This window comes from Arthrobacter sp. 01N442 (genome assembly GCF_056399345.1).
Genome location: NZ_JBFTRD010000004.1, coordinates 539,948 through 552,949, shown reverse-complemented (window position 1 = coordinate 552,949; position 13,002 = coordinate 539,948). Strand labels below are relative to the sequence as shown.

The window sequence follows — 13,002 nt, the reverse complement described above, 5'->3', positions numbered from 1 at the left end:
GAGCTCACCTAGAAGTCTAATCGCGCATGTGGGGCAGGACACAAACCGTGACCAACGCACAGTGATCAACGACCAGTGCCCCCGCCGGAGCGGCGGGGGCACTGTGCGTTGCTGGTGGGACTGGAGGATCCGGCGGACTGGCTCAGGGCCGGCCGGCGCGCCGCTCGAGGAAGGACTCGAGGATGATCGCGTTCCGCTGGTCCGGCAGGATCAACCAGGCTGCCAGGTAGAACACGAACGCCGGCCCGGGGATCAGGGCGAACAGCAGGTACCCGATCCGGACGTACGCGACGTCGACGTTCAGCTTGGCGGCGATCCCGCCGCACACGCCGCCCAGCCAGCGCTGCGGACCGCGTTTCAGGCCAAGGCCCCGGACGATGCTGAAGAACTTATCCATGTTTCAAGACTTCCCTGTTGTGGTTTCTTTGTCACGTCCGCGGGCTGAGAGCAGTCCGCCGATTACCAGTGCGGCGCCGGCCCCGATCATCAGGCCGATCAGCACGTAGGTTCCGTTCAGGGCGACGAGGCCCAGTCGGGAGACGATTATCAGTGCGGCCAGAGCCAGCACGATCAGGCCCCACACCACGGTCCCCACGCGGGGGCGGGTGCCACCGGGCTCCGTGGAGCCGGCCGCCGTGTCCGCCGGGTCGTAGCTGCTCATGTCAGTTCCCTTCCTTCACGGTGATGTTGCTTAGGGTCCCGGAGACCTTGACGATCAGGCGGCTGCCGGGCTTGTCCGTGTTGTAGTCGTTCTGCTGGGTCGTCACGCCGCCGTGGTTGCCGCGGCTGTCGTTGAGGTTTCCCATGGTCATGTCCGCCTGGACCTGGACCGGGACGTTGGTGGGGATGGCCACCGTGACATTGCTCGCCGTGGCATCAAGGTGGACCACGACGTCGGACCCCAGCGGCGGATTCAGGTTCATCTTGGTCAGGTCCACCGTGCCGGTCCCGCCCGTGATGTCGAACCCGTCGCGGGCTTGCTCGATGCTCGCCGGGGCCCAGTCGATGTTCTGGAAACGGGCGCGGTCAGCGTTGGGAACCAGGTTGAAGATTCCGCCGATGATCAATGCCACGACGGCGAAGAATCCAAGGATGCCGGCCGTCCGGCCTCGCAGCCCGGAAACCAGGATGCCCAGCCCCAGCACCGCCGCGGCGCTGGCCCAGACGACGGCGTTGGCCGCCGTGCCGAGGTTGATCGCGTGGGCCGCATCGAGGGCCTTGATGCCGCCGCCGACCAGGAGCGCCAGGCCGGCGGTCATTGCCACGGCGGGAGCGCCTGGCCCCAGGTTGCGGGGCTTCGGGGCCGGGATCGGGGCCGCCGGGGGCACCGGGGCGTAACCGCCGCCGTAGGGTGGGACGGGGCCCGAGGGCGGAGGCGCCGCCCAGCCGGGGGCAGTTCCGGAGTGGTCTGCCCAGTTCCGGGCCGGGAGTCCTTCCAGCGGGAGGGTCTGGTTGGAGGCCGTGGGGGCCGTGGTGGCCTGCCCGGCGCTGCCAGAGCCCGCGTCGCCGGGAGCGGCCGGGCCGGCCGGAGGGGTGCCGGCCGCGTTGCCCCCGGCGCCCGGCGCACTCCAGCCAGCACCGCCGACGCCCTGGCCCGGGGACCCGTGGGATGCCGCGGCGCGGGCCTTGTTGCGCTGGGTCAGATAGTAGATGACGTAGATCGCGCCGCCCACCCAGAACACCGTCCAGATGAAGGCGCCGAAGCCGTAGCGGTCCCAGCCCCAGACTCCGCTGCCCAGGCTGGGGAATCCGATGATGGTGGTGATCAGGGCGCCGGTCATGCCCGAGCTCCAGCGGCCCGCGGCCGCCTCCTGGACGTGGATCCGGCCGTCCGGCTCCGGCAGCAGCGCCCAGGCCAGGCCGTAGAGCAGGACGCCGACGCCGGCGAACACGGTCAGTACGATCAGGATGCCCCGCACGATCAGGGGGTCGACGCCGAGCCGATGGGCAATGCCGCTGGCGACGCCGCCGATCCAGCGCTCGCGGCCCCGGTAGATCCCGTGGCTGCGGATCCAGTCAAAGAAGTTCTGCTGCTGCATGCCCGGGGCAGGCGGGGCGCCGGTGTACGGCGGAGGGACGCCGGGGCCGGAAGGGTACGGGCCGCCGGGCGGATACAGGGGCGGTGCCTCCGGGGCTGGTTCCCCGGGCGTCCCGGCGGCGCCTGCGGAGCCGTTGGAAGCGGCGTCTGCGGAAGTGTCGGGAGCGTCGGGAGTGGCGTCCGGAGCTGCGTCCGGACGGGGCGAAGCGTTCGGGTCCTCATCTGGGTACGGAGTGTGCGGGTTCATACTTCGATCCTCCTGCCCGCGGGGGCTGGGGCTCTACTGGGGAAGACCCTGAACGTCCCCTGAGCGGCCCCCGGTTCGGCCTGAAAACGGCTCCGGGAAACCCCGGTCCGTGTTTGGATTGACCCATGACAACACCCGCTTTCCGCCCGCCGCTGGTCCGCAGCAGCGACCGCGTGATCGCCGGCGTCTGCGCGGGCCTGGCCCATCACCTGGGCTGGCCGGTGCGGATGGTCCGGATCGGCATGGTGGTGGCGGCGCTCGCGGGCGGGGCCGGCGTCGCGTTCTATGCCTGGCTCTGGATCATGGTGCCCACTGCGGACGAGAACTCCAAACGCAATGCCCGCCGGCCGGCGTCGCCGATAGCTCCCGCGGTGAGCGCACCCCCGGCGGACAGGCCCGCGGGGAATGCGCCGGCGGCGGGCGGGAACGCCGTCAAGGCCGGAATTGGCGCCCCGGCCGGATCCTGGCGGACGTGGTTCCCGGGGATGCCGTATGGCAAGGAAATCCTGCTCGGCGCCGGACTGCTGCTGGCGGCCGGCATCCTGATCGCCAGGCTCCTTGGCCTGGATGTGCCGCTGGGCACGCTGATCCCGGTCGCCGCGATCCTGGGCGGAGCAGCCATTGCCTGGATGCAGCTGGACGAAACCCGGCGGGCTGGCCTCGTGGACAAGACCAAGGCTGACCAGGCCGGCGGCTGGGCCCGGCTGGCTGCCGGGCTCGCCCTGGTGGTGGCCGGCGTGCTGCTGATGGTCTCCGGCTCGGGCTCCTGGGAGCAGACCTGGCTCGCCCTGCTGGCCTCCGTCGCCGTCCTGGGCGGGGTGGCGCTGGTGCTGCTGCCCTGGGGCCTGAAGTTTTGGCGCGATCTGGAAGCCGAGCGCACCGGCCGCGTGCGTGCCACCGAACGGGCCGAGATCGCAGCGCACCTGCACGACTCCGTGCTGCAGACGCTGGCGCTGATCCAGCGGCGCGCCGCTAACGAGCACGACGTCGTCCGCCTCGCCCGGGCGCAGGAGCGGGAACTGAGGGGCTGGCTCTACCGCGACCCCGGCCGGGACTCGGGCCAGCTCGCCGCCGGGATCAAGGCGGCCGCCGCGGACGTCGAGGACTCGCTGGGGCAAGCCGTGGAAGTCGTAACCGTGGGGGACTGCGCCATGAACGAACGGCTCGAGGCCCTGGTGCAGGCGGCGCGCGAGGCCATGCTCAACTCGGCCCGCCACGGCGGCGGAGCCGTCTCGGTGTACCTGGAAGTCACCGATGACGCCGCCGAGGTCTTCGTCAAGGACCGCGGGCCGGGGTTCGACCCGGCGGCCATCCCCGCCGACCGGCTCGGGGTCCGGGAATCCATGATTGGCCGGATGCGGCGCCACGGCGGCACCACCGCCATCTCCAGCAGCCCCGAAGGCACCGAGGTCCGGCTTCGGCTGCCGCTCGCGGCCGACGCAAACAACACCCCCGCCGGCAACGGAACCGGGACAATCGGAAGCAACGGAGAGGACCAACAATGAGCATGCAGGCACAGGCCGGCACTGGGGCGGCTCCCGGCGGCACCCGCGTGGTGATCGTCGATGACCACGCCATTTTCCGCTCCGGCCTGAAGGCCGACCTCGATCCCGGCATCCTCGTTGTCGGCGAGGCAGGAACCGTGGAGGAGGCCGTGGCCGTCATCGCAGCGGCCCGGCCCGACGTCGTGCTGCTGGATGTACATCTCCCCGGCGGTCTGGGCGGTGGCGGTCGCGAGGTTCTGGCTGGCTCCGCGGCGCTGCTGGGCAGCACCAAGTTCCTTGCGCTGAGCGTTTCGGATGCCGCCGAGGACGTCGTCTCCGTGATCCGCGCCGGCGCCAGGGGGTACGTCACCAAGAGCATCTCGGGGGCCGAAATCAGTGACGCGGTGCGCCGAGTGGCGGGCGGCGACGCCGTCTTCTCGCCCCGGCTGGCGGGATTTGTCCTCGACGCTTTCGGCACCGCCCCGGCCGACATTGCGGACGACGAACTGGACCGGCTGTCGGCCCGCGAACTGGAAGTCATGCGGCTGATCGCCCGGGGCTACAGCTACAAGGAGGTGGCCAAGGAGTTGTTCATTTCAATCAAGACAGTCGAAACCCACGTCTCCGCGGTGCTGCGGAAGCTCCAGCTCTCCAGCCGGCACGAGCTGACCCGCTGGGCCGCGGAGCGCCGCCTCCTCTAACCCCGGCCCTTCGACAGACGCTCCCTCGCGTCCGGCGGCTTACCACCCGACGCTCCCTCAGATCCGGAGGCTTACAACCCGACGCTCCCTCAGATCCGGTGGCCCTTCGACGAACCCTCCCTCAGATCCAGTGGCCCTTCGACGAACCCTCCCTCACGTCCGGCGGCCTTTCGACGGATCCTCCCTCACATCCGGGCGTCTTACGACGAACGCCCCCGCAGTGAGTGCGGGAGCGTTCGTGGAAATCGTGCAGGAGCTGCGGGAGCGTCCGTTTTGTAGCTGCAGGATCTGAGGGAGGGTTGCTACTTCGCCTTGCCGAGGAAGTCCTGGAGGCGGCCGACGCCGGTGGCCAGGTCCTCGTCGCCCAACGCGTAGGACAGGCGCAGGTAGCCGGAGGGGCCGAAGGCCTCGCCCGGCACCACCGCGACCTCCACCTCGTCGAGGATCAGTGCGGCAAGTTCGGCCGACGTCGAAGGACGGACCGGTCCGTTCGCCGTCGGGAACTCCTTGCCCAGCAGCGCCCGTACGTCGGCATAGACGTAGAAGGCGCCCTTGGGCGTGGGGCAGTCCACGCCCTCGATTGCGTTGAGCCCGGCCACGATGGCCTTCCGGCGGCGGTCGAAGGCCACCTTCATCTCGTCAACCGCGGTGAGCGGGCCGGACACCGCCGCGAGGGCAGCGATCTGCATGATGTTGGAGACGTTGGAGGTGGCATGTGACTGCAGGTTGGTGGCGGCCTTGATGACGTCGGCCGGGCCGATCATCCAGCCCACCCGCCAGCCAGTCATGGCGTAGGTCTTGGCGACGCCGTTGAGGATGACCACCTTGTCGCCGAGCTCCGGGGCAGCGGTGGCGATCGAGGTGAACGGCACGCCGTCGTACGTCAGGTGCTCGTAGATCTCGTCCGTGACCACCCAGATGCCCTTTGCGGCGGCCCACAGGCCGATTTCCTTGACCTGCTCCGGCGAGTAGACGGCGCCCGTGGGGTTGGAGGGGGAGACGAAGAGCAGGATCTTGGTGCGGTCCGTGAGGGCCGATTCCAACTGCTCCACGGTCACCAGGTAGCCCTGCTCGGGACCGGCGAAGACCTCCACCGGAACGCCGCCGGCCAGCCGGATGGCTTCCGGATAGGTGGTCCAGAACGGCGCGGGGACAATTACCTCGTCGCCCGGATCCAGCAGGGTCGCGAAGGTGTTGTAGACGGCCTGCTTGCCGCCGTTGGTGACGAGCACCTGCGACGCCTCGGCCTTGTAGCCGGAGTCGCGGAACGTCTTGTCCGCGATGGCCTGCTTCAGTTCGGGCAGCCCGCCGGCGGGGGAGTAGCGGTGGTACTTCGGCTGGCCGGCGGCTTCGATGGCGGCCTGAACGATGTAGCCGGGGGTCGGGAAGTCAGGTTCGCCGGCGCCGAAGCCGATGACAGGACGGCCGGCAGCCTTCAACGCCTTCGCCTTGGCATCGACAGCCAGTGTGGCGGATTCGGCTATGGCGGAAATGCGCTGGGAAATGCGGGCGGCAGGCATTGCGGGTCCGTTCTTCGCGTTCAGCTCGTGGCTGGATGTGGGATTCGACGAAATCTACTCTATGCTGTTCAGCGGATCCTCCGGGGTGCCGGGTGTGAATGTGACCCACAGCGGAAATGAGACTCACGAGTCCGCCTTTTTCGCAGGCAGCCAGGGGTCCGGACGGAGCCGGTTCGACGTGGACGCAGATGTTGCGTAGACTGGTTCTCCGGTGTTGAAAACACGATGATGGCGTGCGCCTCAGGGAAGCCTGCGGAAAAGCGCGGTCTGACCGGTTTTCGATCCATAGGGTAGTGGCGCAATTGGTAGCGCAGCGGTCTCCAAAACCGCAGGTTGCAGGTTCGAGTCCTGTCTGCCCTGCGCAAGCTGTTCCGGTCTTCACCGGAACAAGCGCAGCAACCATGGTTCAGTCCAGAGCCGGGTATCCGACATCGCGAGGATGAGTGAGGATCAGGTGACCGAAACAGCTGCCAGCAGCTCCAAAGGCCGCCCCGCCAAGAACGCCCCCAAGGCAGGATTCTTCGCTCGGATCGCACTCTTCGTCCGCCAGGTCATCGGCGAACTGAAGAAGGTCGTTGCACCCACCCGCAAGGAACTGATCAACTACACGCTCGTGGTGCTGGTGTTCGTGGTCATCATGATGGTGATCGTCACCCTGCTGGACCTGGCCTTCGGGACCGGAGTGAGCTGGGTCTTCGGCGGAACAGGCGCCACGGACCGCTAACGCGACCGGTCCGCAGACTGCGTGGACCTCCGGGAATCCGGAGCTTCCGCGGGGTGTGCGGAATTGAGTCATTTAAATAGGCATGTTAGGCAATGAGGAAGCAGGAGACCAAGTGTCTGAGCAGGAGCTCGAGGTAACTGAGACTGAGCTGGATAAGAGCCAGGACGCTGCGGTGGATGCCGCGGAAGAGTCCGAGGCTGTTTCTGCTGCGCCCGAATCCGACGCCGCCGATGAGACTGCTGACGAGGCCGTAGCTGCCGAGGAGACCGCAACCGGCGAAGAAGGCGACGCCCTGGCGGTTGCCGCCGCCGCAGCCGACGTCGACCCCGCCGACGAATTCAAGGCCAAGCTGCGCCGCCAGGAGGGTGACTGGTACGTCATCCACTCATACGCCGGCTACGAAAACCGCGTCAAGGCAAATCTTGAGACCCGCATCCAGACCCTGGACATGGAAGATTACATCTTCGAAATCCAGGTCCCCATGGAGGAAGTCGTTGAGATCAAGAACGCTCAGCGCAAGGTCATCAACCGCGTCCGCATCCCCGGCTACGTGCTGGTCCGCATGGATCTGACCGACGCCTCATGGGGCGCCGTCCGCCACACCCCCGGCGTCACCGGCTTCGTGGGCAACGCCCACAACCCCGTGCCGCTGCGCCTCGACGAGGTCTTCTCCATGCTCGCCCCGGTCTTCGAAGAAGAGCAGGCCGAGAAGGGCAAGCCGGTCAAGCACGCTGCCGCCGCGGTCGACGTCGACTTCGAGGTCGGCGAATCGGTTATCGTCAAGGAGGGCCCGTTCGAGACCCTTCCGGCCACGATCTCCGAGATCAAGGTGGACTCGCAGACCCTCGTGGTGCTGGTCTCCATCTTCGAGCGTGAGACCCCGGTCACCCTGGCGTTCAACCAGGTCAGCAAGATCTAGCTTCATCCACAGAATTCGCCCCGGGCTGCCCGCTTAGCAGCCTTGGAGCGGCAGGCCGCCTTGCCATGGCGGCCACCAACCTGAGACACGCTCCTGTGTCCCAGGACGTAATTGAGAGAAGGACCCTACATTGGCTCCCAAGAAGAAGGTCACCGGCCTCATCAAGCTGCAGATCCAGGCAGGTGCCGCCAACCCGGCCCCGCCGATCGGTCCTGCGCTTGGCCAGCACGGTGTCAACATCATGGAATTCTGCAAGGCGTACAACGCTGCGACGGAAGCCCAGCGCGGCAACGTTATTCCGGTTGAAATCACCGTCTACGAAGACCGTTCGTTCACGTTCATCACCAAGACCCCGCCGGCTGCAGAGCTCATCAAGAAGGCTGCAGGCGTCGCCAAGGGTTCGGCTACCCCGCACACCGTCAAGGTTGCCAAGCTGACCCAGGCCCAGGTCAACGAGATCGCCTCCACCAAGATGGAAGACCTCAACGCCACCAGCCTGGAAGGCGCCGCGAAGATCATCGCCGGCACCGCCCGCTCCATGGGTATCACCGTCGAGGGTTAATTCCCTCCACCGCTGATGCGGCACCGGGCCCGGGAAACCGTGAACGACGCCGGACAGCACCGCCGGACGACCGGCAACACCTAAACATTGAAATATCGGGAAGCCAGGACGGATCAACCGTTCGAATCCCGACTGTGGCAGGGCCCAGCGCGGTCCGCAGACCACAACTGCACAAGGAGAATAAGCAGCATGGCAAAGCGCAGCAAAGCATATGAGGCAGCCGCCGCCAAGATCGACGCGGAGAAGTTCTACGCGCCGTTCGAGGCAGTGACCCTCGCCAAGGACACCAACCCGTCCAAGTTCGACGCCACCGTTGAGGTCGCATTCCGCCTCGGCGTCGATCCCCGTAAGGCCGACCAGATGGTCCGCGGCACGGTCAACCTGCCGCACGGCACCGGCAAGGTCGCCCGCGTCCTCGTCTTCGCCACCGGTGACAAGGCTGAGGCCGCAATCGCAGCCGGCGCCGACTTCGTCGGTTCCGACGACCTGATCGAGAAGATCGCCGGCGGCTGGACCGACTTCGACGCCGCCGTCGCCACCCCTGACCTCATGGGCAAGGTTGGCCGCCTCGGTAAGGTCCTCGGCCCGCGTAACCTGATGCCGAACCCGAAGACCGGTACGGTGACCGCTGACGTCACCAAGGCTGTCAACGACATCAAGGGCGGCAAGATCGACTTCCGCGTCGACAAGCACTCGAACCTGCACTTCATCATCGGCAAGGTTTCCTTCGACGCCGTGAAGCTGGCCGAGAACTACGCAGCCGCACTGGAAGAGGTCCTGCGCCTCAAGCCGTCCGCTTCCAAGGGCCGCTACATCCAGAAGGCCACCGTGGCCACCACGTTCGGCCCGGGCATCTCGGTTGACCCTAACGTCACCAAGGTCCTGACCGAGGTCTAGTCCTCACAGCATTACCGAAAAGACCGTCCCGCCTCCGCGGGGCGGTCTTTTCTGCTTTCCGGACCGCGGTTAGGCTGTCCCGGTGACTCCAGCGACGTATCTCATCGAACCCTTGGTCCTGCCGGCAAGCCTTGAGGCGCCCGACGCCGCGGAGTTCCTCGAGTTCGGCCGGCTCTGTGACGAGCTGACCCTCGAGACCTGGGGGAGCCTGGACCGGGCGACGGCGGCCCCCGCGCGGCTGCGCTTCTGGCGCGACAACGCCTACGCCCGGGTGCGGGGCTTCTTCGTCCGCGTCGACGGCCGGATGGCGGCCAAGTCCTGGATCCGCCTCGAGCAGCAGGAGAACCTGGGCCGCGCACTCGTGCACGTGGCCGTGCTGAACTCGTACGCCGGGCGGGGAATCGGGCGGGAGCTGCTGGCCCACGCGGAGCAGTTGGCCGCCGCCGAGGGCCGCAGCGTCCTGATGAGCTTCACCGAACACCCGGCGGATTTCGACGCCGACGGCCCCGACGTGATCGCGCCGCTGACGGGAACGGGCGCCCTGCCGGCCGGGGCCCGGGGCGTGCGCTTCGCTAGGGCGGCGGGCTACCAGCTCGAGCAGGTGGAACGGTACAGCAGCCTGGAGGTTGCCGCTGCGGCCCAGGCCCTGGACGGCCTGGAGCGGGAAGCGCGGACCAAGGCGGCCGGGTACGAGCTGCTGACCTGGACGGACCACTGCCCGGAGGAGCTGGTGGAGCAGCTCGCCGTGCTGATGTCGCGGATGAGCACGGACGCGCCGAGCGGGGGCCTCAGCTTCGAGGAGGAGACTTGGGACGCCGCGCGCGTCCGGCACGTCGAGGACACCTGGAAGCAAGCCGGGAACGTCTCGCTCGTGGCGGCTGCCCGGCATCTGGAGACGGGCGAACTGGCCGCGTACTCCGTGCTCGAACTCTCGCCCAACAAGCCCTGGCTCGCCGAGCAGGATGACACCCTGGTGGCGGCCAGCCACCGGGGCCACCGCCTGGGCATGCTGGTCAAGATCGCCAACCTCCGGCGCCTGGCGGACTACCCGGACATCGAGCGCGTGGCCACCTTCAACGCTGCCGAAAACGATCACATGTTGGCTATCAACGTGGCTCTCGGATTCCGTCCCGCGGGCTGGGACGGGGAATGGCAGCGGACCGTCGCCGCGGGAAGTTCGTCGGCTTCCCACTGACCCTCGCCAGCCTTCGAACGCCCGCAAACTTACCCGTTCAGGCCATGGAATACGGACCCGAACGGGCATATGCTGACGCTTGAAGCCCGGCGCGGGCAGGGCAGCGCATGAGGCTGTAGAGCATTGGGCGGCAGGATGGCTGGGAACATGCCCGCTAAGGCACAAGAGGTACGGATCGAGCAGCTCTGGATTCCGGATTCGCTGGACGGACCGGATGCGGCGGATTTCCTCGCCGCCGTCGAGGTGGGGCGCAAGGTCCGGATGCAGACCTGGGGGAGCGACGACCTCGCTTACTCCCCGCTGGAGAAGCTGCTGGAAATGGCCGATCCTTACGAGCGCCAGGTGATCCTCGTTGCCAGGATCGACCAGCAGATCGTCGGAACCGTGGACGTTGCCCTGCCGCTGGCGGATAACCAGGACCTGGCCGAATTCACCCTCGACATCCTGCCCGAGTACCAGGGCCGCGGCGTCGGCCGGCAGCTGCTGGAGGCCGCGGAGCATCTGGCCCGGGAAGAGGGGCGGAGCACCATCCTGATCGACACCAACCATCCGGCCGCGACCCTGGGTGACAGCAAGGCTGGGCAGCTGATTCCCGGGACCGGCATGGGATTCGTGCCGCTGAACAGCCGGGAGGTGGAGTTCGCCCAACACACCGGTTATACCCTGCAGCACATCGAGCAGTTCAGCTCCTGCGTCCTCCCGCTGGACGGCAAACTGGTCGCCGAACTGCAGGCGGAGGCGGAGGAGGCCAACGCGGGACGCTACCGGCTGCATCACTGGACGGATCGTTGCCCGGAGCAGTGGCTCGAAGCCGTGGCCGCCCTCGAGAACCGGGCCGGCGAGGACGGAATCCCGGGGGCCGAGGACGGAGCCTTGGTGTTCGACGGCGGCGTGCTGCGCGAGACGGAGGACGTCGCCATCGCGCAGGGGCGCCGCACCGTAGTCACCGCCGTCGAGCACATCGCCAGCGGAACTCTGGTGGGCTTGACGACCATCAGCGTCCTGGCGCTGCGCCCCGACGTCGTATTCCAGGACGACACCGTGGTGCTGGCCGAGCACCGTGGCAACAAACTCGGCCTGCTGATCAAGGTGGCCAACATGGAGCGGCTGACCGAGCAGTTCCCGGACGCACGCGTGCTCTACACCTGGAACGCCCCGGAAAACCGCTACCTGCTCACCGTCAACCAGCAGCTGGGCTTCACCACCGCGGGTGTGACGGGGATCTGGCAAAAGGAACTGCCGGACTTCCGGCCCAGCGTCAGCTGAGCCGATTTGGAGCGCGCGGTACCCTTCCCGTAAGCTGGGGGAACCAAAGACCGTCGGTTGTTGGAAATCCACTCTCCCAAGCAAGGCTCAAATCTGCAGCTGCGCCGGGAGAGCCAGTGGATCTCCAGACGAAGGACCCTGAACATAGGGCGGCCGGCGCAGGTGAACGAAGCAAAGCTCCGCGGCTTGACCGCGTTGAGACAAGCCCCGTGCATCTGCGCGGGGCGTTTTTAGTTTTAGCTCACCTGAGCGGGGACCCGGACGAACCGGCACTATCCCCGGAAGGAGGGTTATGGCAACGCCTAGCAAGGTTTCAGCAGTAGCTGAGATCACTAACGATTTCAAGGAATCGACCGCCGCTGTCCTGACCGAATACCGTGGGCTCACCGTTGCACAGCTCAAGCAGCTGCGTGTTTCTCTCGGCCAGGAAACCAAGTTCTCGGTCGTCAAGAACACCCTGACCGCAATTGCAGCCAAGGAAGCTGGTGTCGAAGCATTCGACGGCCAGCTCGCCGGCCCCACTGCAATCGCGTTCATCAAGGGTGACGCAGTTGCCGCTGCCAAGAGCCTGACGGATTTTGCCAAGGCCAACAAGCAGCTGGTTATCAAGACCGGTTACTTCGAAGGCAAGGCACTGAACGCCAGCGAAGTTGCTGCCCTGGCAGCACTCGAGTCCCGTGAGCTGCAGCTCGCAAAGGTTGCAGGCGTCCTCAAGGCTCCTGCTGCCGCTGCTGCACGCATCATCGACGCACTGCGCCTCAAGCTTGAAGAAGAGAACGGTGCACCGGCAGCTGCCGAAGCGCCCGCCGCTGAAGAAGCAGAAGCCCCCGCAGCCGAGGCTCCCGCCGAAGCCGCAGCTCCGGCCGAAGCCGCAGCTGCCGAAGAGAACTAACTCTCTTTCAAACCAGACTCCGGTGCGAGGGCACGGTCCAGGCCGCCAAGCACCACTATAGGAAGGACGCCAACCATGGCGAAGCTCACCAACGAAGAGCTCATTGAAGCTTTCAAGGAACTGACCATCATCGAGCTCTCCGAGTTCGTCAAGCTCTTCGAAGAGACCTTCGAAGTTACCGCTGCTGCGGTTGCTGTTGCTGGCCCCGCCGGCGGCGCCGCTGAAGAGGTTGAAGAGAAGACCGACTTCGACGTCATCCTCGAAGCTGCTGGCGACAAGAAGATCGCAGTGATCAAGGAAGTTCGCGCCATCACCTCCCTCGGCCTCAAGGAAGCCAAGGACCTGGTCGACGGTGCACCGAAGGCTGTTCTCGAAGGCGCCACCAAGGAAGCCGCCGAGAAGGCAAAGGCTCAGCTCGAAGAGGCCGGCGCAACCGTTACCCTCAAGTAACTCGCCCTGCCCGGGACGCTCGACTAGTTCGAACGCCCCAATCTTTCCGGGAAACCCCGTCCACTCCGGTGGGCGGGGTTTCCTGCGTTCCGGCCCCGTAGTGCGGA

General features: G+C 66.9%; 14 protein-coding genes and 1 tRNA gene. 11 read left to right on the top strand and 4 right to left on the bottom strand.

The features are described 5' to 3' along the window. Positions 1-142: 142 nt before the first annotated feature. Genes AC1DNC_RS09990 through AC1DNC_RS09980 form a run of 3 tightly spaced genes read right to left on the bottom strand, consistent with a single transcriptional unit; the run spans position 143 to position 2,285 of the window. Positions 143-397 (bottom strand): PspC domain-containing protein, encoded by a 255-nt coding sequence (locus tag AC1DNC_RS09990; RefSeq protein WP_441417017.1) that lies wholly within the window; start codon positions 395-397, stop codon positions 143-145. A gap of 3 nt (positions 398-400) precedes the next feature. After that, a complete protein-coding gene (locus tag AC1DNC_RS09985; RefSeq protein WP_476862381.1) occupies positions 401-661 on the bottom strand; it encodes a hypothetical protein in 261 nt (86 codons plus the stop codon). Position 662: 1 nt separating this feature from the next. Continuing rightward, positions 663-2,285, bottom strand: coding sequence for a PspC domain-containing protein (locus tag AC1DNC_RS09980; RefSeq protein ID WP_476862380.1), 1,623 nt, complete (start codon positions 2,283-2,285; stop codon positions 663-665). Between the two features lie 125 nt (positions 2,286-2,410). Between AC1DNC_RS09980 and AC1DNC_RS09975 the strand changes: the two genes are divergently transcribed. Then, complete coding sequence (locus AC1DNC_RS09975; protein ID WP_476862379.1) at positions 2,411-3,790, top strand: ATP-binding protein; 1,380 nt, start codon at positions 2,411-2,413, stop codon at positions 3,788-3,790. Between the two features lie 2 nt (positions 3,791-3,792). Next, positions 3,793-4,470 (top strand): LuxR C-terminal-related transcriptional regulator, encoded by a 678-nt coding sequence (locus AC1DNC_RS09970; protein ID WP_476862627.1) that lies wholly within the window; start codon positions 3,793-3,795, stop codon positions 4,468-4,470. 302 nt (positions 4,471-4,772) lie between these two features. Here AC1DNC_RS09970 and AC1DNC_RS09965 read toward each other — a convergent pair whose 3' ends face one another. After that, entirely contained in the window at positions 4,773-5,990 is a 1,218-nt protein-coding gene (locus AC1DNC_RS09965) for a pyridoxal phosphate-dependent aminotransferase (RefSeq protein WP_476862378.1), read from the bottom strand. A 287-nt stretch (positions 5,991-6,277) separates the two neighbouring features. Between AC1DNC_RS09965 and AC1DNC_RS09960 the strand changes: the two genes are divergently transcribed. The 9 genes from AC1DNC_RS09960 (at position 6,278) to rplL (ending at position 12,895) form a co-directional block, all read left to right on the top strand. Continuing rightward, positions 6,278-6,350 (top strand) — tRNA-Trp (locus tag AC1DNC_RS09960). A 79-nt stretch (positions 6,351-6,429) separates the two neighbouring features. After that, positions 6,430-6,714 (top strand): preprotein translocase subunit SecE, encoded by a 285-nt coding sequence (secE, locus tag AC1DNC_RS09955; RefSeq protein WP_056738571.1) that lies wholly within the window; start codon positions 6,430-6,432, stop codon positions 6,712-6,714. A gap of 112 nt (positions 6,715-6,826) precedes the next feature. Continuing rightward, entirely contained in the window at positions 6,827-7,633 is an 807-nt protein-coding gene (gene nusG, locus AC1DNC_RS09950; protein ID WP_476862377.1) for a transcription termination/antitermination protein NusG, read from the top strand. A 130-nt stretch (positions 7,634-7,763) separates the two neighbouring features. Continuing rightward, complete coding sequence (gene rplK, locus AC1DNC_RS09945; protein WP_003803853.1) at positions 7,764-8,195, top strand: 50S ribosomal protein L11; 432 nt, start codon at positions 7,764-7,766, stop codon at positions 8,193-8,195. 189 nt (positions 8,196-8,384) lie between these two features. Continuing rightward, positions 8,385-9,092: a 50S ribosomal protein L1 gene (gene rplA, locus AC1DNC_RS09940; protein WP_476862376.1), complete on the top strand. Its 708-nt coding sequence runs from the start codon at positions 8,385-8,387 to the stop codon at positions 9,090-9,092. Between the two features lie 82 nt (positions 9,093-9,174). Further along, entirely contained in the window at positions 9,175-10,287 is a 1,113-nt protein-coding gene (locus tag AC1DNC_RS09935; RefSeq protein ID WP_476862375.1) for a GNAT family N-acetyltransferase, read from the top strand. Positions 10,288-10,434: 147 nt separating this feature from the next. After that, positions 10,435-11,553, top strand: a complete 1,119-nt coding sequence (locus AC1DNC_RS09930) for a GNAT family N-acetyltransferase (protein WP_476862374.1) — start codon at positions 10,435-10,437, stop codon at positions 11,551-11,553. Between the two features lie 292 nt (positions 11,554-11,845). Beyond that, positions 11,846-12,445, top strand: coding sequence for a 50S ribosomal protein L10 (rplJ, locus tag AC1DNC_RS09925; RefSeq protein WP_476862373.1), 600 nt, complete (start codon positions 11,846-11,848; stop codon positions 12,443-12,445). Between the two features lie 75 nt (positions 12,446-12,520). Beyond that, a complete protein-coding gene (gene rplL, locus AC1DNC_RS09920) occupies positions 12,521-12,895 on the top strand; it encodes a 50S ribosomal protein L7/L12 (RefSeq protein ID WP_175321169.1) in 375 nt (124 codons plus the stop codon). Positions 12,896-13,002: the final 107 nt, after the last annotated feature.